General features: G+C 70.5%; 21 protein-coding genes. 15 read left to right on the forward strand and 6 right to left on the reverse strand.

Annotation, left to right across the window (positions count from 1 at the left end):
• Window positions 1-35 precede the first annotated feature (35 nt).
• Window positions 36-674: a hypothetical protein gene (locus tag FHT26_RS08805; RefSeq protein WP_168559771.1), complete on the reverse strand. Its 639-nt coding sequence runs from the start codon at window positions 672-674 to the stop codon at window positions 36-38.
• A 75-nt stretch (window positions 675-749) separates the two neighbouring features.
• Between FHT26_RS08805 and gspG the strand changes: the two genes are divergently transcribed.
• The 12 genes from gspG (at window position 750) to FHT26_RS08865 (ending at window position 12,654) form a co-directional block, all read left to right on the forward strand.
• Entirely contained in the window at window positions 750-1,187 is a 438-nt protein-coding gene (gspG, locus tag FHT26_RS08810) for a type II secretion system major pseudopilin GspG (protein ID WP_168559772.1), read from the forward strand.
• Window positions 1,171-1,671, forward strand: a complete 501-nt coding sequence (locus FHT26_RS08815; protein ID WP_246867803.1) for a prepilin-type N-terminal cleavage/methylation domain-containing protein — start codon at window positions 1,171-1,173, stop codon at window positions 1,669-1,671. Before gspG ends, FHT26_RS08815 begins: the two co-directional genes overlap by 17 nt.
• Complete coding sequence (gene gspI, locus FHT26_RS08820) at window positions 1,668-2,045, forward strand: type II secretion system minor pseudopilin GspI (protein ID WP_168559773.1); 378 nt, start codon at window positions 1,668-1,670, stop codon at window positions 2,043-2,045. The genes FHT26_RS08815 and gspI overlap by 4 nt, the downstream gene beginning before the upstream one ends.
• Window positions 2,045-2,716 carry a prepilin-type N-terminal cleavage/methylation domain-containing protein gene (locus FHT26_RS08825; protein WP_168559774.1) on the forward strand — a complete coding sequence of 224 codons (672 nt, stop codon included), beginning with the start codon at window positions 2,045-2,047 and terminating at the stop codon, window positions 2,714-2,716. The genes gspI and FHT26_RS08825 overlap by 1 nt, the downstream gene beginning before the upstream one ends.
• On the forward strand, window positions 2,713-3,684 hold the full coding sequence (gene gspK, locus FHT26_RS08830; RefSeq protein ID WP_168559775.1) for a type II secretion system minor pseudopilin GspK: 972 nt from the start codon (window positions 2,713-2,715) through the stop codon (window positions 3,682-3,684). Before FHT26_RS08825 ends, gspK begins: the two co-directional genes overlap by 4 nt.
• 124 nt (window positions 3,685-3,808) lie before the next feature.
• The gene (gene gspL / locus FHT26_RS08835) at window positions 3,809-5,077 is read left to right on the forward strand and encodes a type II secretion system protein GspL (RefSeq protein WP_168559776.1); all 1,269 of its coding nucleotides are present in this window, start codon (window positions 3,809-3,811) and stop codon (window positions 5,075-5,077) included.
• The gene (locus FHT26_RS08840; RefSeq protein WP_349238115.1) at window positions 5,074-5,616 is read left to right on the forward strand and encodes a type II secretion system protein M; all 543 of its coding nucleotides are present in this window, start codon (window positions 5,074-5,076) and stop codon (window positions 5,614-5,616) included. Before gspL ends, FHT26_RS08840 begins: the two co-directional genes overlap by 4 nt.
• Window positions 5,616-6,536 (forward strand): type II secretion system protein N, encoded by a 921-nt coding sequence (gene gspN, locus FHT26_RS08845; protein ID WP_246867804.1) that lies wholly within the window; start codon window positions 5,616-5,618, stop codon window positions 6,534-6,536. The genes FHT26_RS08840 and gspN overlap by 1 nt, the downstream gene beginning before the upstream one ends.
• Window positions 6,533-8,761, forward strand: a complete 2,229-nt coding sequence (gene gspD, locus FHT26_RS08850; protein WP_168559777.1) for a type II secretion system secretin GspD — start codon at window positions 6,533-6,535, stop codon at window positions 8,759-8,761. Before gspN ends, gspD begins: the two co-directional genes overlap by 4 nt.
• 4 nt (window positions 8,762-8,765) lie before the next feature.
• Entirely contained in the window at window positions 8,766-10,187 is a 1,422-nt protein-coding gene (gene gspE, locus FHT26_RS08855) for a type II secretion system ATPase GspE (RefSeq protein WP_168559778.1), read from the forward strand.
• 32 nt (window positions 10,188-10,219) lie between these two features.
• Complete coding sequence (gene gspF / locus FHT26_RS08860) at window positions 10,220-11,434, forward strand: type II secretion system inner membrane protein GspF (protein ID WP_168559779.1); 1,215 nt, start codon at window positions 10,220-10,222, stop codon at window positions 11,432-11,434.
• Window positions 11,435-11,649: 215 nt separating this feature from the next.
• On the forward strand, window positions 11,650-12,654 hold the full coding sequence (locus tag FHT26_RS08865) for an AAA family ATPase (RefSeq protein WP_168559780.1): 1,005 nt from the start codon (window positions 11,650-11,652) through the stop codon (window positions 12,652-12,654).
• A 12-nt stretch (window positions 12,655-12,666) separates the two neighbouring features.
• Here FHT26_RS08865 and FHT26_RS08870 read toward each other — a convergent pair whose 3' ends face one another.
• Window positions 12,667-13,494, reverse strand: coding sequence for a MipA/OmpV family protein (locus tag FHT26_RS08870; protein ID WP_168559781.1), 828 nt, complete (start codon window positions 13,492-13,494; stop codon window positions 12,667-12,669).
• Window positions 13,495-13,614: 120 nt separating this feature from the next.
• Here FHT26_RS08870 and FHT26_RS08875 point away from each other — a divergent pair, with 120 nt between their 5' ends.
• The 3 genes from FHT26_RS08875 to FHT26_RS08885 all read left to right on the forward strand — a co-directional run bounded on the left by FHT26_RS08875 (window position 13,615) and on the right by FHT26_RS08885 (window position 16,237).
• Window positions 13,615-14,292 carry a response regulator gene (locus FHT26_RS08875; RefSeq protein ID WP_168559782.1) on the forward strand — a complete coding sequence of 226 codons (678 nt, stop codon included), beginning with the start codon at window positions 13,615-13,617 and terminating at the stop codon, window positions 14,290-14,292.
• Window positions 14,293-14,297: 5 nt separating this feature from the next.
• Window positions 14,298-15,704, forward strand: coding sequence for an ATP-binding protein (locus FHT26_RS08880; RefSeq protein ID WP_168559783.1), 1,407 nt, complete (start codon window positions 14,298-14,300; stop codon window positions 15,702-15,704).
• Between the two features lie 98 nt (window positions 15,705-15,802).
• The gene (locus FHT26_RS08885) at window positions 15,803-16,237 is read left to right on the forward strand and encodes a globin family protein (RefSeq protein ID WP_168559784.1); all 435 of its coding nucleotides are present in this window, start codon (window positions 15,803-15,805) and stop codon (window positions 16,235-16,237) included.
• A gap of 27 nt (window positions 16,238-16,264) precedes the next feature.
• On the opposite strand, the gene FHT26_RS08890 is transcribed toward FHT26_RS08885, so the two are convergent.
• From FHT26_RS08890 to FHT26_RS08905, 4 genes are all read right to left on the reverse strand, one after another.
• Window positions 16,265-16,582, reverse strand: coding sequence for a hypothetical protein (locus FHT26_RS08890; RefSeq protein ID WP_168559785.1), 318 nt, complete (start codon window positions 16,580-16,582; stop codon window positions 16,265-16,267).
• Between the two features lie 527 nt (window positions 16,583-17,109).
• Window positions 17,110-19,227, reverse strand: a complete 2,118-nt coding sequence (locus FHT26_RS08895) for a PAS domain S-box protein (protein WP_168559786.1) — start codon at window positions 19,225-19,227, stop codon at window positions 17,110-17,112.
• Between the two features lie 56 nt (window positions 19,228-19,283).
• On the reverse strand, window positions 19,284-20,177 hold the full coding sequence (locus tag FHT26_RS08900; RefSeq protein WP_246867806.1) for a response regulator: 894 nt from the start codon (window positions 20,175-20,177) through the stop codon (window positions 19,284-19,286).
• An 8-nt stretch (window positions 20,178-20,185) separates the two neighbouring features.
• On the reverse strand, window positions 20,186-20,389 hold the full coding sequence (locus FHT26_RS08905) for a hypothetical protein (RefSeq protein ID WP_168559787.1): 204 nt from the start codon (window positions 20,387-20,389) through the stop codon (window positions 20,186-20,188).
• Between the last annotated feature and the right edge of the window lie 84 nt (window positions 20,390-20,473).

A 20,473-nucleotide genomic window follows, 5' to 3' on the forward strand; every position in this document is an offset into this window, starting at 1 on the left:
TCGGTCGACGTACCGTCGACCGAGGGGTCGTCATCTCAGCGCGCCGTCTCGCCGGGCTTGGCGTACGGCGGGCGCGGGCGCCCCATGCCGCCGCCCTTGGATTGCGATGTCGGCGGCGGCGGCACGCTGCCCTGCACCGCGGGCATCGGCGGGGCCGGCTGCATCTGGGGCGCGGCCGGCTGCATCGGCGGCGGGTTCGATTGCATCGATGCGGTGTCGACCGGCGGCAGGCTGCCGGTGGCCGGCGGCGGCAGCGCCGGAATCTCCAGCACCAGCGCCGGGGTGCCCTGCATCGGACCGATCGACGCGGTGCGCAGGCTCACCGTCTGCAGCACCCAGTTCTCGTCGACACGGGCACCGGCGAGGAATGCCCGGGCCGGCTTGCCGTCGACCGCGATCAGCGCGACACCCGGGGCCGAACCTTCGGGTCCGGTCTTCGCGGCCATCACGCCGATCAGCTTGAAGCGGTTCGCCGCCGGCGACACTTCGGCGACGGCCGCGACCGGCTCGGCACCGAGCAGGCGTGTCAGGTCGCCCCGCAAGCCCACGGAGGTCGCCACCGTCACCGCATTGGAGGGCGCAGGGGTCGGCCGCACGAAGAGGCGCATCCCCCAGAACACGATGGATCCGGCCACCAGGGCCCAGATTACGAATGCCGACAATCTCGCAGTCATTCGACGATTATGATTGATCGTTCACCTCCGAACGGTAACGTGATTGTTGCTGACACCTCTGTTGCAGACACGCCTATGACCCGCCCCTCTCTTCAATCCCTTCGCCGCCAGCGCGGCTTCACGCTGATCGAACTGATGGTCGTGCTGGTGATCATCGGCGTGCTGGCAGCGTTGATCGTCCCGAACGTGCTCGACCGCGCCGCCGAAGCGCGCGTCACCGCCGCCCGCACCGACGTCAACAACCTGATGCAGGCGCTCAAGCTCTACAAGCTCGACAACCAGCGCTTCCCGTCCGGCGAACAAGGCCTGCAGGCCCTGGTCGTCAAGCCGACCACCGGCACCATTCCGCCGAACTGGAAGCCCTACCTCGACAAGCTGCCCAACGACCCGTGGGGCAAGCCGTATCAATACGCCAACCCGGGCGTGAAAGGCGAGATCGATGTCTACAGCCTCGGTGCCGATGGCCAGGTGGGCGGTGAAGGCAAAGACGCCGAAGTTGGCTCCTGGCAATGACCCGTGCCGCGGCCCGGTGCTGGCGCGCCGGGCGCATGCGGGCGGCTTCACGCTGATCGAACTGCTGGTGGTGGTGACCTTGATCGCCATCGCCTCGGCGGTCGCAAGCCTGTCGATCCGCAATCCGGCCAGCACCCGGCTCGACCATGAAGCAGCGCGGCTGGTTGCGCTGCTCGAATCGGCGCGTGCCGCTTCGCGCGCATCGGGCATCGCGGTGACCTGGCTGCCGCGCGCGGCCGAACCCAACGCCGCCGAAGGCTTCCGCTTCGTCGGCCTGCCGACCACCAACGACCTGCCGACCAAGTGGCTGACGCCGGAAGTCACGGCCGACATCGCCGGCGCCAAGGCCATCGTGCTCGGGCCCGAACCGCTGATCGGCGCCCAGCGCATCGTGCTGCACCTCGACGACCAGAACGTCGCGCTCGGCACCGACGGGCTCGGCCCGTTCGTGGTGCTCGACAACGAGCAGGTCGCGCAACCATGACCCGCCACCGCGCGCAGCGCGACACCGCGTCCGGCTTCACGCTGATCGAGGTGCTGGTCGCGCTGGCCATCATCGCGGTCACGCTCGGCGCCGGCATCAAGGCCGCGGGCGCGCTGACCAACAACACGCAACGCCTGGTCGAGGTCACCGCGGCCCAGTGGTGCGCCGAGAACCAGCTCACCGGGCTGAAGCTCAGCCACACCTTCCCGAGCGTCGGCGACGCCGAATTCAGCTGCGACCAGTTCGGCGCCAGCTACAAGGGCAAGCAGGCGACGCGGCCGACGCCGAACCCGAATTTCCGGCGCGTCGATGCGCAGATCTTCAACGAGGACGACCAGCCGGTGCTGACGCTCTCGACCATCCTGCCGCGCTGATGGACACGCCGCACCTGCCCCGTCGCCGCCGCACCCGCGGCTTCACCTTGATCGAGGTGCTGGTCGCGATGACCATCATGGCGATCGTCGCGATCATGTCGTGGCAGGGCGTCGACGGCATCGTGCGGGCGCGCACCGCGAGCCAGCAGCGGCTCGAGCAGGTGCTGCGCGTCAGCAGCGTGCTCGCGCAGTGGGAGCAGGACCTCGACAACGCGCAGGACAGCGGCGTGCTGCCGAGCGCGATGGCCTTCGACGGGGCGTCGATGCGCGTTTCGCGCCGCGTGCCCGGCGGCCTGCAGATGGTGGTTTGGTCGCTGCGCGGCGGCACCTGGCTGCGCTGGGCCGGCCCGGTCGTCACGACGGCGAGCGAACTGCAGCAGAACTGGATGTCGAGCCAGCAGTTCCTCGGCAGCGAGGTCGGCCAGCTGCGGACGCTGACCGGCCTGTCCGACTGGCAGGTGTATTACTACCGCGGCAACGCCTGGACCAACGCGCAGTCCAGCGCCGACCCCACGCAGCCGAACAACGGGCAGCCGAATGGCGGGCAGCCGAACCCGCCGTCCGGCATCACCACCCCGCTGCCGCAGGGCGTGCGCCTGGTGCTGAGCTTCGGCGAAGGCAGCGGCTTCTCCGGCAATGTCACGCGAGACGTGACGATCGGCCCGCAATGACGCGCCGCCCCGCTCCCTCGGCCTCGTCGCAGCGCGGAGCCGCGCTGCTGATGGCGATGATCATCGTCACGCTGATCGCGACGCTCGCGGTGTCGATGGTCTGGCAGCAATGGCGGGCGGTGCAGGTCGAAACGGCCGAGCGCTCGCGCTCGCAGTCCGCGTGGATGCTGTCGGGCGCACTCGACTGGTCGCGCATCATCCTGAAGGAAGACGCCAAGTCCGGCGGCTCCGACAACCTCGGCGAACCGTGGGCCGTGCCGCTCGAGGAAGCGCGGCTGTCGACCTTCCTGGCCGCCGACAAGGACAACACCGACGACGCGCCCGACGCCTTCCTGTCCGGCGGCATCACCGACCTGCAGGCGCGCTTCAACCTGAGCAACCTGGTCGACGGCGGCAAGATCAGCGAGCCCGACCTGCTGGCATTTCGCCGCCTGTGCGAGCGCGCCAACGTCGCGGTGACGGTGGCCGACAACCTCGCGAAGGGCCTGCTGCAGGCGACGCCGCCCGCCCCTGGGGCCAGCGCGCCCACCGGCACTGCCAATGCGCCGCTGCTGCCGAAGCGCTTCGACCAGTTGGTCTGGCTCGGCGTCGATGCCGCTGCGCTCGCCCGGCTCGAACCCTACATCACGATCCTGCCCACCCGCACGCCGATCAACGCCAACACCGCCAGCAAGGAAGTGCTGGCCGCGGTGATCCCGGGCGTCGACCTCGGCACCGCCGAGCGGCTGGTGCAGGTCCGGCTGCGCACGCCGTTCAAGACACCGGCCGACGTCAAGTCGCAGCTGCCGGGCACCGCGCCCGATCTGAATCCGGCGCAGGTCGGCGTGAACACCAGCTACTTCGAGGTGCGCGGCCGGCTGCGGCTGGCCGACCAGGTGCTCGAACAGCGCTCGGTGGTCGAACGCCGCGGCACCACCGTCACCCCGTTGTCGCGAGAACGCGTGAGCTCGATGGACAACAGCAATTGACAAGCATGGACAGCGTCGCCACGCTGTCGCAGGAACTACTACAACAAGACACTGTAAGTCGTTGATTTGTTAAGGTTTGCGCGCGCCGCATGCCTACAATGCCGCAGCCAACATCGCGCCCCCCATGAGCACACTCGTCATCCAGATCCCGCCCCGCCCCCGGTTGCGCGCCAGCGCCCAGGGCCCGGCCGGCGTGGACGGCACGGGCACCGAGTACGTCTACGCGATGTCGCCCGACGGCTTGTCGATGGCCACCCACGGCCGCTGCGCCGCGTCGCTGCTGCCGAAGGCGAACGTCGTCGTCGCGGTGCTGGCCGACACCGACATCAGCTGGCACCGCATCACGCTGCCGAAGGCGCCCGCCGCGCGGCTGCGCGCCGCCCTCACCGGCGTGCTCGAAGAAGCGCTGCTCGACGACGCCGAAGGCGTGCACCTGGCCGTCGCGCCCGAGGCCACCGCCGGCCAGCCGACCTGGATCGCCGCGGTCGACCGCCTGTGGCTCACCGGCGAACTGGCCGCGCTCGAGAAGGCGCAGGTCTTCGTCGACCGCGTCGTGCCGGTGGCCTGGCCCGACGATCCGCCGACCGGCCACTTCGCCGAAGGCGCCGCCGACCCGCAAGGTACGCGCGGTGCCGAAGGCATCACGCTGAGCTGGTCGCACCACGACGGCGTCGCGCTCGTCAGCCTGCAGGGCACGCTCGCGCGGGCGCTGCTGCCGCAGCCGCTGCCCGACGGCGCGCGCTGGAGCGCCACGCCGGCCGCGGCGACTGCCGCCGAGCGCTGGCTCGGCAACCCGATCACCGTGATGACGCCGGCCCAGCGCGCGCTGCAGGCCTCGCGCTCGCTGTGGAACCTTCGCCAGTTCTCGCTGGCCCGCAAGAACCGCGGCACGCGCGCGCTGCGCGACAGCTGGCGCAAGTTCCTGACCCCCACCTGGCGGCCGCTGCGCTACGGGCTGATCACCCTTGTCGTCGTGCAGCTGCTCGGACTGAACCTGTGGGCCGCGCACCAGAGCTCGGCGATCTCGGCGCGCCGGCAGGCGATGGTCGCCGTGGTGCAGACCGCCTACCCGCAGGTGCGCGCGGTGCTCGACGCGCCGGCCCAGATGCAGCGCGAGACCGACACGCTGCGCGCCCTGGCCGGCCGTCCTGGAGAAACCGATTTCGAGCCGATGCTGCAGGCCGCCGCAGCGGCCTGGCCGCCCGATCGCCCGCCGGTCGAGACGCTGAAGTACGAGCCCGGCAAGCTGACGCTCGCGGCCGCCGGCTGGAGCCCGCCGCAGATCGACCAGTTCCGCAACCAGTTGACCCCCGCCGGCTGGCAGGTCGAGTCGGTCGATGGCCGGCTGACCATCAGCCGGGCCCCCGCCACGACGCCAGGACGCCCGCTGTGAGCACCGCCCGCCCCTCCCGTTCCCAGGGTGCCTCGCGGCTGGCGCTGCCGGCCCCGCTGGCCGCTGCCCGCACCCAGTTCCTCACGATGTGGAGCGGCCTGGCCGCACGCGAGCGCCTGGGCGCCGGCGCCGCGCTGGTCTGCGTCGGCATCCTGATCGTCTGGATGATCGCGGTCGCGCCGGCGCTGCGCGTGTTGCGCGAGGCGCCGGCCACGCTCGACGCGCTCGACGCCCAGCTGCAATCGATGCAGCGCCTGGCCGGCGAAGTGCGCGAGCTGCGCGGCGTCGCGCCGGTGTCGCCGCAGCAGGCGGCCGAGGCGCTCAAGTCCGCCACCGACCGGCTCGGCGACCGCGGAAGGATCTCGGTGCAGGGCGACCGCGCGACGCTGACGCTGACCGGCGTCTCCGGCGAGAAGCTGCGCTCCTGGCTCGGCGAAGCCCGCAGCGGCGCGCGCGCGCGGCCGGTCGATGCACAACTGACGCGCGGCCCGCAGGGCTACGCCGGCACCATCCTCGTGAGCTTCGGAGGGGGCGCCTGATGGCCACCCGTCCGTTCCTGCGCCCGCTCGGGCGCAACGTGCCGAAACGAGTCGGCAAGCGCCGCTTCGCCGCCAGCCTGAGCCCGTCGGCCTGGCAGGAATCCACCTTCGCCGAACTGGCCTGGGACCAGTCGCGCGGTGCCGCCACGCGCTGGGGCATCGCCGGCACCATGCTCGGCCTGCTGTTCGGGCTGGTCGCCTTCGCGCCCGCCAGCTGGTTGGCCGGCGCGATCGAATCGGCCTCCGGCCAGCGCGTGCTGCTGGCCGATGCGCGCGGCACCGTCTGGTCGGGCAGCGCGGTGGTCGTGCTGACCGGCGGTCCGGGCAGCCGCGATGCCGCGGCGCTGCCGGGCCGGCTCGACTGGTCGCTCGGCCTGCGCGGCCTCGGCTTCGAACTGGTCGCGCGCCAGGCCTGCTGCCTGAACGGCAGCGTCGCGCTGCAGATCAAGCCCGGCTTCGGCCGGCTGTCGATGACGCTGATGCCGCAGGCCGGCTGGACCGGCCAGTGGCCGGGCGCGTTGCTCGGCGGCCTGGGCACGCCGTGGAACACCTTGCAGCTCGGCGGCGCGCTGCGCCTGGTGTCGCCGGGGCTGACGATGGAATGGGTGCAAGGCCGCTGGCTGCTGAACGGCCGGGCCGACGTCGAACTGATCGGCGCCGCATCCCGCGTGTCGACGCTGGAAACATTGGGCAGCTACCGGCTGTCGCTGACCGGCAACGCGGGCGGCGGCCCGTCGCAGCTGAGCCTGACGACGCTCGACGGCGCGCTGCAACTCTCGGGCAACGGCAGCGTGGGCGCCAATGGCGTGCGCTTTCGCGGCGAGGCCCGTGCGAACAGCGGCGACGAAGCCGCACTGAGCAACCTGCTGAACATCATCGGGCGGCGCAACGGCGCCGTGTCCGTCATTTCGATCGGATGAGCATGAAAAAGCGCCACTCCCCTCTGCTCCAGCCGCGACGCCCGCTCGTCGGCGCGCTGGTGGCCGCGCTGTTGACGACCAACCTCGGGGCGTTCCCGGTCGTGCTGGCGCAGCAGCCCGCCACGCCGGCGCCGTCGCGCTTCAAGGGCGAACCGGTCACCCTCAACTTCGTCAATGCCGACATCGAAGGCGTGTCGCGCGCGATGGGCGCGATCCTGAAGCAGCAGTTCGTCGTCGACCCGCGCGTCAAGGGCACGATCACGCTGTTCAGCGAAGAACCGATGACGCCGCGCGAGGCCTACCTGAACTACCTGGCCGCGCTGCGCGGCCTGGGCTTCACGGTGGTCGAGGTCGGCGGACTGTTCAAGGTCGTGCCCGAGGCCGATGCGAAGCTGCAATCTGGCACCGTGTCGGTCGGCTCGGTGTCGCGCCAGGGCGACCAGGTGCTGACGCAGATCTTCAAGTTGAGCCACGAGAACGCGAACAACCTGGTGCCGGTGCTGCGTCCGCTGATCAGCCCGAACAACACCATCAACGCGAACCCCGGCAACAACACGCTGGTGATCACCGACTACGCGGACAACCTGACGCGCATCGCGAAGATCATCGCCGCGATGGACACGCCGAGCTCCGGCGACGTCGAGATCATCCCGCTGAAGTACGCGGTGGCCACCGACCTCGCGACCGTCGTGCAGCGCCTGAGCGACGGCGGCACCGGCGTGCAGGGCGGCGTGCCCGGCGGCGGCGCCACCTCGTCGATCCTGGTCGATGCCCGCAGCAACGCGCTGATCGTGCGCGCGTCCACGCCGGCCCGCATGGCCAACATCAAGGCGGTGATCGAGAAGCTCGACAAGCCGATGGTCGGCGACAACCCGATGGGCAACATCTACGTCGTCTACCTGAAGAACGGCGATGCGGTGAAGCTCGCGACCGTGCTGCGCGCGGCGTTCAGCTCGACCGGCGGCGGTGGCGGAGGCGGTGGCGGCAGCTCGCCGACGGCCGCGCTGTCGCAGGCCGCCAACCCGAACCAGCAAGGCGGCGGCAGCCCGCAGGCGGTCGCGCCGCTCACGCCGTCGGCCGCGCCGTCGACCGGCGGCATGATCCAGGCCGACCCGGCCAGCAACTCGCTGATCATCACCGCGCCCGAGCCGGTCTACAAGCAACTGCGCGCCGTCATCGACCAGCTCGATTCGCGCCGCGCGCAGGTCTACATCGAAAGCATGATCGTCGAGGTGACCGGCGACAACGCGGCCGAAGCCGGCTTCCAGTGGCAGGGGCTGATCGGCAAGAGCGGCGACTCCACCGGCATCGTCGGCGGCACCAACTTCACGCCCAAGAGCGGCAAGGGCAACCTGGTCCAGATCGATGCGACCGGCGTGGCCGCAGGCCTCGGCGAGGGCTTCAACATCGGCGTGATCCGCAAGTTCGCCGGCCAGTACGGCCTCGCGGCGATCGCCAACCTGCTGCAGAGCCAGACGAACAGCAACATCATCTCGACCCCGAACCTGATCACGCTCGACAACGAGGAAGCGAAGATCATCGTCGGCAGCAACGTGCCGTTCATCACCGGCCAGTTCACCAACACCGGCACCGCGACCACCAGCCCGTTCCAGACGGTGGAGCGCAAGGACGTCGGCATCACGCTGAAGATCAAGCCGCAGATCGGCGAGAACGGAGCGGTGCGCATGACGATCTTCCAGGAGTCGTCCAGCCTGTCCGACAAGGTGGCACCCGGCACGACCAGCGCCGGCCCGTCGACCAACAAGCGCTCGATCGAATCGACCGTGGTCGTCGACGACGGCGAGATCATCGTGCTCGGCGGCCTGATCGAGGACAAGTACACCGAGACCAACAACAAGGTGCCGCTGCTCGGCGACATCCCGGTGCTGGGTGCGCTGTTCCGCAGCCAGAACCGCCAGAAGACGCGCACCAACCTGATGGTGTTCCTGCGCCCGATCGTGATGCGCGATGCCGCCACCTCGAACGCCGTCTCGCTGGACCGCTACGAGACGATCCGCGCGCAGCAGAAGGCCGAGCAGCCGCGCAACAGCTGGATCACGCCGATCAACGAATCGCCGGTGCTGCCGCCGCTGAACACGCTGCAGGATTCGCCGAAGGCGCTGAGCGCGCCGCCGCCGAAGCCGATCCGCAATCCAGCGCTGCCCGCGGCGCCGGCATCGGGCGCTTCGGCTCCCGACGCGGCCGCCAGCGAGCCGGGGCAGTAAGGCCATGGGCGCACGCCACCCCCTGCCCTACGCCTACGCGAAGGCGCACACGCTGCTGCTCGAAGACGACGGCGAGCGCCTGGTGCTGTGGGCACCCGAGACGGTGTCGATGCCGGCGCTCAGCGAGGTGCTGCGGCTGTACTCGATCGACGCGCTGGAGCGCGAGCCGTCGGCCACGCTGGTCAACCGCATCGCCGCCGCCTACGCCGGCGCCGAATCGAGCGCGGCGGTGGTCATCGGCGAGGTCGAGAGCAAGGTCGACCTGAGCCGCATGATGCAGGACCTGCCGGCCATCGAGGACCTGCTGGAAGCCTCGAACGACGCGCCGATCATCCGCATGCTGAACGCGCTGCTGACGCAGGCCGCGAAAGACGGCGCGAGCGACATCCACATCGAGCCCTACGAGCGTTCGAGCTCGGTGCGCTTCCGCGTGGACGGTACGCTGCGCGAGGTGGTGCAGCCGAACAAGGCGCTGCATGCCGCGCTGATCTCGCGGCTGAAGATCATGGCCGAGCTCGACATCGCCGAGAAGCGGCTGCCGCAGGACGGCCGCATCTCGCTGCGCATCGGCGGCCGCGCTGTCGACGTGCGGGTGTCGACGCTGCCGTCCTCGCACGGCGAGCGCGCGGTGCTGCGGCTGCTCGACAAGGGCGAATCCAAGTTCACGCTCGAAGGCCTGGGCATGGGCGGCGACACGCTCGAACGCTTCGACAGGCTGGTGCAGCAGCCGCACGGCATCGTGCTGGTGACCGGCCCGACCGGTTCCGGCAAGACCACCACGCTGTATGCCTCGCTCGGCCGCGTCGACACCAGCAGCACCAACGTGCTGACGGTCGAAGACCCGGTGGAGTACGAACTCGGCGGCATCGGCCAGACGCAGGTCAACGCGAAGATCGACCTGACCTTCGCGAAGGCGCTGCGCGCGATCCTGCGGCAGGATCCGGACGTCATCATGATCGGCGAGATCCGCGACTTCGAGACCGCGCAGATCGCGGTGCAGGCATCGCTGACGGGCCACCTGGTGCTCGCGACGCTGCACACCAACGACGCGCCGAGCGCGGTGACCCGGCTCACCGACATGGGCATCGAACCCTTCCTGCTGAGCTCCAGCCTGCTGGGCGTGCTGGCGCAGCGCCTGGTGCGCAAGCTGTGCCCGCATTGCAAGAAGCAGGACGCCAAGGGCCGCTGGCATCCGGTGGGCTGCAGCGAATGCGGCAACTCCGGCTACAAGGGCCGCACCGGCGTCTACGAGCTGATGGTGGCTGACGACAAGGTGCGCGCGCTGATCCACAGCCGCGCGGCGGAATCGCAGGTGTTCGTCGCCGCCGAAGCCGGCGGCATGCGCTCGATGCGTGAAGACGGCGAGCGGCTGGTGCGTGAGGGCGTGACCTCGCTCGAAGAGGTCATGCGGGTCACCAAAGAGTAGACACGAGAGCACCCAGGAAAGAGCACGCCGACATGCCCGCCTACAAGTTCGAGGCGATCGACGCCGCCGGCAAGACCAACAGCGGTCTGCTGGAGGCCGACAACGCGAAGGCCGCGCGCGCGCAATTGCGGGCGCAGGCGCTGGTGCCGCTGGAGGTGACGCAGGTCGCGTCGGCCGGCACGCAGGCCACCGGCCTGAAGATCGTGCGCCGGGTGTTCAGCTCGACCGGGCTCGCGGTGTGGACGCGCCAGCTGGCCGGGCTGGTCGGATCGGGCCTGCCGCTGGAGCGCGCGTTGACGGCGCTGAGCGACGAAGCCGAAGACCCGAAGCAGCGCGAGCTGATCGCCCACCTGCGCAGCGAGGTCAACGGCGGCTCGCCGTTCGCCCGTGCGCTGGGCAGTGCGCCGCGCGAGTTCGACGACGTGTACCGCGCGGTGGTCGGCGCCGGCGAGCAGAGCGGCGCGCTGGGCCGCGTGCTCGAGCGGTTGGCCGACGACCTGGAAGAGCGGCAGCAGCTCAAGTCGAAGATCATCGGCGCGACGCTGTACCCGGCGATCGTCTCGCTGATCGCGGTGGTGATCGTGGTCTTCCTGGTGACCTACGTGGTGCCGCAGGTGGCGTCGGTGTTCATCAGCTCGAAGCGGGCGCTGCCGGGGCTGACGGTCGCGATGCTCGCGATCAGCGCCTTCCTGCGCAGCTACGGCTGGCTGCTGCTGATCGCGATCGCCGGCGGCGTCACGACGCTGCGGCTGATGCTGCGCAACGCGTTGTTCCGCGAGCAGTTCGATTCGAGCTGGCTGACGCTGCCGCTGATCGGCAAGCTCTCGCGCGGCTACAACGCGGCGCGCTTCGCCGGCACGATGGCGATGCTGGCGAATGCCGGCGTGCCGATCCTGAAGGCGCTGCAGGCTGCGGCCGAGACGCTGTCGAACCACGCGATGCGGGCCGACGCGATGGATGCGCTGGTGCAGGTGCGCGAAGGCGCGCCGTTCGCATCGGCGCTGGCGGCCAAGAAGCGCTTCCCGGGGATCCTGGCGATGTTCGCGCGGCTGGGCGAGCAGACCGGCCAGTTGCCGCAGATGCTCGACCGGGCGGCCAAGCAGCTCGGGCAGGAAGTGCAACGCCGCGCGATGGCGATGGCGACGATCCTGGAGCCCCTGCTGATCGTCGCGATGGGCGCCGCGGTGATGCTGATCGTGCTGGCGGTGCTGCTGCCGATCATCCAGCTGAACACCTGGGTGAAATAGGGCCCCCACGTCGCTGCGCTCCTGCCCCCGAGGGGGCGCCACCCAAGGGGCCCGGCAAAGCCGGTTCCCCGGGTGTTGCTTGATCAGGCTCTGGCATGCGTCCTGCATGCCGGCTCCACCAGAACTGGGTGGTGTTCCGGGTTTTCATCGAGTGCTGACTTCCGGACACCTTTGCTTCAATGAATGCCAAGGTCTGCGTCTTCTGGAGGTCTTCGATGAGCGCATCCAAGCAGTTGGTCCCGGTGTCGTCATCCTCGCGAGGCGGCATCCCGATTGCCCGCATGCGCAGCCTCTACCGGGTCGACGAGGTCGGCCGCAAACTCGACAAGCTGCCGCACAAGGAGCACGAAAACCTGCGCTCCACCTATGAGCGCATGCTCGAGAAAGGGCCGGAGCGTTTCCAGGTGAAACCGTCCGGCCTGCCGGCGATGGACCACCTCTACGACGAACTGCCCAATTTCAGCGAGGTGCTCGACGACGTGAAGCGCCAGCTCGCACTGTGCGAAGACAGCCGCGACGCGCTCGAGATCACCCCGCTGCTGCTGCTCGGCCCGCCGGGCGTCGGCAAGACGCATTTCGCGCGCGAACTCTCGCAGCTGCTCGGCACCGGCATGGGCTTCATGTCGATGAGCTCAATGACCGCCGGCTGGGTGCTCAGCGGCGCCTCCAGCCAGTGGAAGGGCGCGCGCCCCGGCAAGGTGTTCGAGACGCTGGTCGATGGCCAGTATGCGAACCCGGTGATGGTGGTCGACGAGATCGACAAGGCCGGCGGCGAACACGCCTACGACCCGCTCGGTGCGCTGTACAGCCTGCTCGAGCACGACACCGCCGGCAGCTTCGTCGACGAGTTCGCCGAGGTGCCGATCGACGCCAGCCAGGTGATCTGGGTCGCGACCGCGAACGACGGCCGTGCGATCCCCGACCCGATCCTGAACCGCATGAACGTCTACGAGGTGCAGGCGCCCGACCGCGATGCCGCCCGCCGCATCGCCGCCCGGCTGTACGACGGCATCCGCCGCGACCATGCCTGGGGCGAGCGTTTCGAGGCGCAGCCCCGCGCCGAGGTGCTCGACCGGATGGGCGAGATGGCGCCGCGCGAGATGCGCCGCGCCTGGATGACCGCCTTCGGCAATGCCAAGCTGGCGTGCCGCGATCACGTCGTCTGCGACGACCTGCCCGAATCCGGCGGCAGGAAGTCGACGATCGGGTTCATGCAATAGCGCGCAGCGGCATCAGAACAGGTACGCCAGCCCGACGTAGCCGGTCGCGCCGGTTTTCTTCGCGACGATCGGGCTGTTCTTCGCGTCGCCGCCCAGCGCCGACACGCCGGCCGACGCCCGCAGCTTCAGGTCGGGCTGCAGCGTGTACTCCGCGCCGACGCCGAGGTCGACCTTGTGCAGCCCGGCCTTCGGCGTGTAGACCGCATAGCCGCTGGCCGCGGACTGCTCCGGCGTCACGCCGAAGTAGGCCTGCAGGTAGCGCTGGTCGGCCCAGCTGGCGCCGGCCGTGAAGTTCAGCGCGAACGCATCGGTCACCGGCACCGGCCACGACACGCCGAGGTCGACCTGCGCGCCCCGGTGGCCGCGCTGGCCGAGCGACTTGCGATAGGTCAGTCCCAGCGGCCCGTAGCCCGCCGTCACGCCGGCTTCGGCACTGGCGCGCACGTCGCCCATGCCGCGCAGCCGGTCGTCGCCCGGCGCAAACCCGAGGCCCGTCACGTCGTGGTCCTTGCGGCCGGGGTCGGCAGTCAGCAGCAGGCCGGCGCGAAGTGCATCCTGCTCGAGGAAGGTCCAGCCGAGCCCGGTGTGGTCGAGGTCGACATGGCCCCAGTCGGCGGTGCGGTAGCTGAGCGTCAGGTCGGGCGCAGCCAGCGTGCGGCGGTTCGGGCTGCCTTCGTAGCGGGGCACCGTCGCGACGCCGAGCGACACGCTGCCGCTCAGGCCGGTCGGCGGTGCCGGCGGCGACTGGCTCTGGGCGCACGACGGCAGCGTCGTCGCGAGGAGGGTGGCGGCCAGCAGGGCCGGGCGGAACAGGGGATGAGCGATCGACGGGGTCGGCATGCGAGACGGGGCCCATGGGGCCGGCGATGGAGAGGCCCGCACTGTGGCAGCAGCCAGCTTAGGGAACGCCCAGGGCCGGCCCACTAGACTCGGCGCCGACCTCCCCGGATCCGCACCACCATGCACCTCCTCCTCGTCGAAGACGACCTCGAACTGGGCGCCGAACTGCAGCGCGCGCTGGCCGGCCACGGGCTGACCAGCGAATGGGTGCGCAGCGTGAAGCATGCGCAGACGCTGACCACGCCCCAGCCCGGGGCCGACGATGCGCTGCCGTTCGCCTGCGTGCTGCTCGACCTGGGCCTGCCCGACGGCGAAGGCCTGCAGCTGCTGCAGCGCTGGCGACGCAACGGGCTGAAGCTGCCGGTCATCGTGCTGACCGCCCGCGATGCGCTCGATGCGCGGGTGGCCAGCCTGGATGCCGGTGCCGACGACTACGTGATCAAGCCCGCGGCGCCACAGGAACTGGCCTCGCGCATCCGCGCCGTCACGCGGCGCAGCGGCGGGCATGCGTCGGCGGTGTGGACGGTCGGTGCGCTGCAGATCGACAGCCTGCGCCGCGAGGTGCGGCTGGACGGCGTGCTGACCGCGCTGTCGCCGAAGGAGTTCCAGATCGTCGCCGAGCTGGCGCGGCATGCCGGCGAGGTGGTCTCCAAGCACCGGCTGGCGCGCGCCATCACGCCGTTGAACGAGCCGATGGAGTTCGGTGCGCTCGAATGGCACATCCACAACCTGCGCCGCAAGCTCGGCGACGGCTGCATCCGCACCGTGCGCGGCGTCGGCTACAGCCTGGTGGAATGACGACCATGCTGCGACGACTGCTGGAGCGCTCCGTCACACGGCGACTGATGGTGGCGCTGCTGCTGGCCTATGTGCTGACCTGGGGCGTGATGGTCGTGATCTCGGACTTCAGCCTGTCGGCGGTCGGCTCGGGCGATTTCGACAAGGAGATGGAGAGCGTGGGCGACGTGGCGACGCAGGCGCTGGAGGACCGGACCCGGCCGGCGGAGGCCGTGCTGCGCGGCCTCGCGCTGAAGATCGTGGCCGACGGCGCGCGCGTGGGGGCGGAGGGCGGCTTCGAGGCCTTCCACGTCCACGACGCGAGCGGGCGCCTGCTGCTCGCCGGCGGCAGCCCGCTGCCCGCACTGGCCGACGACGGGCGCGAGGGCTTCTTCCAGGTCGGCGAGCGACCGAAGCTGCTGCACGTGTACCGGCGCTGGGCGGCGGACCGCACGCGGCGCATCGACGTGATCCAGTCGGCGACGGCACGCACCGAGATGCTGCGGTTCGGCCTGTCGAGCCCGGTGACGCTGGCGCAATTGCTGGTCGGGTTCCCGCTGCTGCTGCTGCCGGTGTGGCTGGCGGTGCGCACCGGATTGCGTCCGCTGCTGCGCCTGTCGCAGGACCTGGCGGCCCGTTCGCCGGGCGACCTGCGCCCGCTCGACGAGAACCAGCCCTACCGCGAGCTGCGGCCGGTGGTGCGCGAGCTCAACGAGACGCTGGCCCGCCTGCAGGCGCTGCTGCAGCGCGAGCGCGCCTTCCTGGCCGACGCGGCGCACGAGCTGCGCACGCCGCTCGCGGTGATCGCGGCGCAGTGCGACACCTTGAAGCGCAGCCGCGATCCTGCGGCCTGCGCGCTGGCCGCGCAGCGGCTGGAGCGTGGCCTTGCGCGCGCGATGCGGCTCGTCAACCAGCTGCTGGCCCTGGCCCGGCTGGAGTCGGACGTGGAGCACCGGCGCAGCGAGATCGACGTGGCTGACATCGTGCGCGACTGCCTCGCGCTGCATGCCGACGACGCGCAGGCGCGCGACATCGAGCTGAGCTATGCCGGGCCGGACAGCCTGCCGATGAGGAGCGTCGAGCACGCCCTGGAATCGGTGCTGCACAACCTGGTCGGCAATGCGATCCGCTACGGCCGGCCGCAGGGGCGCGTCGAGGTGAACCTGACCGCCCCGGCAGATCGCAGCGGCGAGCACGTGCTCGAGGTCAGCGACGACGGTCCCGGCATCGCGCCAGCCGACCGCGCGCACGTGTTCGAGCGCTTCTGGCGCGGCGCCGCCGCGGCATCGAACGCGTCGGGCTCGGGCCTGGGCCTCGCGATCGTGCAGGCGGCGGCACGGCAGCTCGGTGCGCGCATCGAACTCGCGCAGGGCCTGAAGGACGGGCAGGGGTTGCAGGGCCTGTCGGTGACGCTGCGCTGGCGCAGCGGCTGAGGGCGCGCGGCAACCAACGAAACAGGAGGGGACCGGCGTCGAAACGGCCTCGAATCAATCGGTCGCCATCCTTGCGGGACATTGCAAGGAATCGACCCATGACCCCGCACGAGATCCACCTGATCCGCCACAGCTTCAACCTGGTGCAGCCGCACGCGGCCGACACCGCGCAGCAGTTCTACGACAACCTGTTCGATGCCGACCCCGGCCTGCGCGCGCTGTTCCGCACCGACATCCGCCACCAGGGCGAGCGACTGATGACGATGCTGGCCGCGGCGATCCGCGTGCTCGACGATCCGTACACGCTGCATGCCGCGCTGCGCCTGCTCGGCCGCCGCCACGTCGGCTATGGCGTGCAGCCGGCGCACTACGCGACGGTCGGCGCCGCGCTGATCAAGACGCTGCGCGACGGACTCGGCGACGCCTTCACCGCCGAGGTGCACGACGCCTGGGCGGCAATGTACGGCGTGGTGTCACGCACGATGATGGAGGCGGCGCACGAAGGGGCCGGCGTCCAGACTGCGATGCCGTAGCTTGCGCGAAGACAGCGCAAACTCGGTTCACCGGCCGATCGCGCAAGGGCTGCGCCCACGTTGCCTTCGGACATGCCGGACCAGCCGCTCGGCCCCGACGCCCAACGCGAACAGCGCCGGCAGCGTGACACCGCCCACCCGAAGGTAGGCATCGCGCCAGCTGGTGCAATCCATCACCCAGCCGAGCCCGACATGGTCGAGCAGCCACGTCTGCGGCGCCAGCGGATACCACAGCCAGGTGCGCTGCCACGCGGTCGTTGCCGCACCGAGGCCACCGGCCATCCCGATGCAGATCACGCACAGGTACAGGTAGAGGACACACAGCACGAAGCCGGTCCAGTTCATCCTCCATCGAGGCCATCGTCTGCCGGCAGGTGCCGTCGAAGATTTCAGTGCCTGGGTTTGCGTCATCGTCTCCTCCTTTGACAGGGATTCAACGCTGAGCCTGGGGACGCTTTGTGCAGGAAATTTGCAGGCTGGCATGCCGTCACGAGATGGCGCCATGCGCGATTCAGATGGCTGGCGCGGCAGGGCCTGCTTTTTGCGGTGTATGGGTTATTGCCACCACGAGTCACCGCGGCCATTGCCCAGTTGCTCCTGTGCCAGCCGGCCTTCCGCCTCCAGCAAGCGAGTCATCGAAGCTCAGACCGGTGGCGTATGCCGTCGGCATTGATCCGGCAACACCACTTGACGTGCGCGGCCCATCCCGAGGAGAGGTTGGCTTCCACGACACCCGCTGCGATCAGATTGTCTGGACTTCCATGCTCATCCGAATCGTCCGGGCTCGGGCGCATCAATCGATGCGGCGACCGCGGCCGTGCACGTTAGCCAGTGTCGCGGGCCGCGTCAACGGCTCGGCTGGCGATTCGTCATCAAGACGAAGGACGCAAGCTGGCGTGACGCACCGATTCGACCTGGCGGGTGTCCCCGTCGCCCGCCAGCAGCGCCGCCACGCGCGCCAGCAGGTCCGCCTTCGAGAACGGCTTGTCCAGCCCGGTGCAGCGCGCCTCCTTCAGGAACTCGCGCGCATCGGGCGACAAGGTGTCGCCGGTCACGAACAGCATGTGCCGCGCGAGCCGCGGGCGGCGCCGGCTGACCTCGCGCCACAGCGCCGCGCCGTCGATGTCGGGCATGCGCAGGTCGGACACGATCGCGTCGAAGCGCGCCGTCTCCAGCATCTCCAGCGCGACCGCCCCCGATTCGGCGGTCGCCACGTCGTAGCCGGCGCCCTCCAGCATCTCGCGCATCAGGCCGAGCAGCTCGGCCTCGTCGTCGACCACCAGCAGCCGCGCCCGCGCCGGGGCCTCGGCCGGTTCGGCGCGCGGCGCGGCCACCGCCTCGTCGGCGACACCGCTGACCGGCACGCTGAGCCGGAAGCTTGCGCCGCCGTCGGCCCCGGCCGCTTCGAGGATCAGGTCGCCGCCATGCTCGCGCGCCAACGAGCGCGACACCGCCAGCCCGAGCCCGGTGCCCATGCCGTCGGCCTTGGTCGTGAAGAACGGCTCGAAGATGCGCGCCGCGAGGTCCGGCGACACGCCCGGCCCGCTGTCGGCGACGCGCAGCCACACCCGCTGCGCCCGGTTGTCGCGGCGCGCCTCGACACCGGTCTGCACCTTCACCCGCCGGCGCGCATCGCGGCCGGCCAGCGCCTGCTGCGCGTTGATCAGCAGGTTCAGCACCACCTGGCCGATCTGGTCGCCGTCGGCGTTGATGGCCGGCAGCGCCGGCTCCAGTTCGGTCTCCAGCTCGATGCCGTGCGTGCGGTAGCCGTAGTGCAGCATCTCCACCGCGGCCCGCACCAGGTCGTTGATGTCGATGGTGCCGCGCTGCGGCGGCTTGCTGCGCGCCATGTCGAGGAAGGTGCGCACGATGCGCCCGCAGCGCTCGGCCGCCTCGCGGATTCGCAGCACGTCGGCCTTCAGCGCGTCGTCGTCGCACTTCTCTTCCAGCAGGCTGGCGCGGCCCATCACGATCGCGAGCGGGTTGTTCAGCTCGTGCGCCACGCCGGCCAGCAGGCTGCCCATCGCGGTCAGCTTCTCGCTCTGGCGCAGCGCCTCGCGCTGGCGTTCGATCTGCTCGGCCGCGCCGTGCCGCTCGGTCACGTCGACCATCGACGCGGTGTAGAACGCGGTGCCGCCGACATCGCTGCGCCACAGCACCATCTCGATCGGGAACTCGCGGCCGTCGGCGCGCAGCGCGAACAACTCCATGCGCCGGCCCAGCACGCGCGGGGCGCCGCCGCCTTCCAGCCGCGCCATGCCGGCATCGTGCGCGGCGCGGTAGCGCTCGGGCATCACGACCTCGCTGACGCGCCGGCCCAGCACCTCGGCCCGGCTGCGGCCGAACATCGCTTCGGCCGACGGGTTGAACTCGACGATGCGGCCCTGCCCGTCGGTCGAGATCAGCGCCGCCAGCGCATGGTCGACGATGGCCGACTTCAGCGCCTCGCTGGTGCGCAGCTGCTCGACCTGGCGGGCCAGTGCCTCTTCGTGCAGCTTCAGCTCGGTGTGGTCGCGCCCGAACACGACGATCGCCTGCACCGGCTCGCCGGCCGGCCCGTACGGCACCATCGTCTCCTGGATGAAGCGCCGCCCGCGCACCGGGTATTCGACCCAGCCCTGCCAGCGCAGCGATTCGCCGCCGAACAGCCGCTCGGCCCACGGCAGGTAGCCTTCGTACGACGCACGGCCGATCACGTCGGCCAGGTGCCGGCCGGCGATCTGCTTCGGCGTCAGCCCGAAGAACCCGGCCGCCTCGCCGTTCGCGTAGCGGTAGCGGTGCTCACGGTCGATCACCGCGACGCGCGCGGTGATGTGGTCGAGCAGCGAGCTCATCAGCGCCGGGTCCAGCGTCGCGCCGTCCGCGTCGTCGGGGCGCTCGCCCCAACGCAGCGATCCGGTCCAGCTGAGTTCGCGCTGCAGTCCGGAGACTGGAAGACCTTCGTGCTGCGCACTCCGGTATTCGCCCTTGGGGCGGCCCGGCGGGCTCACTGGACTACCTTCGTGCTGCGCACTCCGGTATTCGCCCTTGGGGCGGCCCGGCGGGCTCATGCATCCGCAACGTGGGGCACGAACACGTAGCCCACGTTGCGAACGGTCTTCAGCACTTCCGGCTTGTCGGGGTTGGATTCGATCTTGCGGCGCAGCCGCATCACGCGCAGGTCGATCGAGCGGTCGAACACGTCCCAGCCGCGGTTGTGCGCCTGCTCCATGATCTGGTCGCGGTTCAGCGGCCGGTTCGGGTTGCGCGCGAACAGCGACAGCAGGTCGAACTCGGCGGCGCTGATCTCGACCTCGTGGCCGTCGAGCGCGAACAGCCGGCGCTGGTCGAGGTCGAGCTCGCAGGTGCCGAAGCGCACCCGCTTGCTCTGCGTCGGCTGCGACGCGGCGGCCGCGACCTGCGGCGCCAGCCGGGCCAGCGTCACGCGGCGCAGCACCGCGCGGATGCGGGCCAGCAACTCGCGCATCTCGAACGGCTTGGGCACGTAGTCGTCGGCGCCGAGCTCCAGGCCGACGATGCGGTCGACCGATTCGCCGGCGGTCGTCAGCATCACCAGCCCCAGGTGCGGGTGGCGCTCGCGCATCCAGCGGGCCAGCGACAGGCCGTTCTCGCCGGGCATGTTGACGTCGAGGATGGCCAGGTCGGGCAGCGATTCGGCCAGCATCTCGCGCGCCTGCGCGGCGTCCTGCGCGGTGCGCACGACCAGGCCGTGGCGGCCGAAGTATTCGCTCAGCAGCGAGCGGATCTCCGGCTCGTCGTCGACGACGAGCACGACAGGGATGGCCGCTTGCGCGCCGGACGCCATGGGGAAGATGCCTCGTTGCGGGTTGTCGCGGGGGGGTCGCGGCGGATCATATCGGTCCGGTGGCGCGATGCCGGCGCGGTTCGCGCCGCTCAGCACCGCGGTGATCCATTCGGTGGCGGTCGGCGTCGTGTTCATCGCGCGGCTCACAGGCTCAGGTGCAGGTGGGCGATGTCCTCGCCGAAGGCCTCGCTGCGGAACACCTGCGGCTTGGTGTCGGCGAAATCCAGCCGGTGCGTCTGCGCGAAACGGGCGCGCTGCACCGCGATCCGCGACGGACGACGCACCGGTGTGGCGGCCCGGCGGGAGAACAGGCGTTGCAGCGTGGTGGTGACGAGGGTCGCGGTCATGGGGGGACTCCGGGCGTTTGTGCGTGTTGGTATGCCGGCAGTGTCGAAGCCGTGGGTATCACCGCCGTTTCCACAACGCCCCGC

The organism is Rhizobacter sp. SG703 (genome assembly GCF_012275445.1).
GTDB lineage: Bacteria > Pseudomonadota > Gammaproteobacteria > Burkholderiales > Burkholderiaceae_C > Rhizobacter.

What these genes read in the sequence shown, in the direction of transcription:
- FHT26_RS08900 (WP_246867806.1), bottom strand. Translation starts at nt 20,177, where the DNA reads ATGAACACGACGCCGACCGCCACCGAATGGATCACCGCGGTGCTGAGC.
- FHT26_RS08875 (WP_168559782.1), top strand. Translation starts at nt 13,615, where the DNA reads ATGCACCTCCTCCTCGTCGAAGACGACCTCGAACTGGGCGCCGAACTG.
- FHT26_RS08825 (WP_168559774.1), top strand. Translation starts at nt 2,045, where the DNA reads ATGGACACGCCGCACCTGCCCCGTCGCCGCCGCACCCGCGGCTTCACC.
- FHT26_RS08905 (WP_168559787.1), bottom strand. Translation starts at nt 20,389, where the DNA reads ATGACCGCGACCCTCGTCACCACCACGCTGCAACGCCTGTTCTCCCGC.
- gspL (WP_168559776.1), top strand. Translation starts at nt 3,809, where the DNA reads ATGAGCACACTCGTCATCCAGATCCCGCCCCGCCCCCGGTTGCGCGCC.
- gspN (WP_246867804.1), top strand. Translation starts at nt 5,616, where the DNA reads ATGGCCACCCGTCCGTTCCTGCGCCCGCTCGGGCGCAACGTGCCGAAA.
- FHT26_RS08870 (WP_168559781.1), bottom strand. Translation starts at nt 13,494, where the DNA reads ATGCCGACCCCGTCGATCGCTCATCCCCTGTTCCGCCCGGCCCTGCTG.
- gspE (WP_168559778.1), top strand. Translation starts at nt 8,766, where the DNA reads ATGGGCGCACGCCACCCCCTGCCCTACGCCTACGCGAAGGCGCACACG.
- gspF (WP_168559779.1), top strand. Translation starts at nt 10,220, where the DNA reads ATGCCCGCCTACAAGTTCGAGGCGATCGACGCCGCCGGCAAGACCAAC.
- FHT26_RS08880 (WP_168559783.1), top strand. Translation starts at nt 14,298, where the DNA reads ATGCTGCGACGACTGCTGGAGCGCTCCGTCACACGGCGACTGATGGTG.
- gspD (WP_168559777.1), top strand. Translation starts at nt 6,533, where the DNA reads ATGAGCATGAAAAAGCGCCACTCCCCTCTGCTCCAGCCGCGACGCCCG.
- FHT26_RS08890 (WP_168559785.1), bottom strand. Translation starts at nt 16,582, where the DNA reads ATGAACTGGACCGGCTTCGTGCTGTGTGTCCTCTACCTGTACCTGTGC.
- gspK (WP_168559775.1), top strand. Translation starts at nt 2,713, where the DNA reads ATGACGCGCCGCCCCGCTCCCTCGGCCTCGTCGCAGCGCGGAGCCGCG.
- gspI (WP_168559773.1), top strand. Translation starts at nt 1,668, where the DNA reads ATGACCCGCCACCGCGCGCAGCGCGACACCGCGTCCGGCTTCACGCTG.
- FHT26_RS08805 (WP_168559771.1), bottom strand. Translation starts at nt 674, where the DNA reads ATGACTGCGAGATTGTCGGCATTCGTAATCTGGGCCCTGGTGGCCGGA.
- FHT26_RS08885 (WP_168559784.1), top strand. Translation starts at nt 15,803, where the DNA reads ATGACCCCGCACGAGATCCACCTGATCCGCCACAGCTTCAACCTGGTG.
- FHT26_RS08865 (WP_168559780.1), top strand. Translation starts at nt 11,650, where the DNA reads ATGAGCGCATCCAAGCAGTTGGTCCCGGTGTCGTCATCCTCGCGAGGC.
- gspG (WP_168559772.1), top strand. Translation starts at nt 750, where the DNA reads ATGACCCGCCCCTCTCTTCAATCCCTTCGCCGCCAGCGCGGCTTCACG.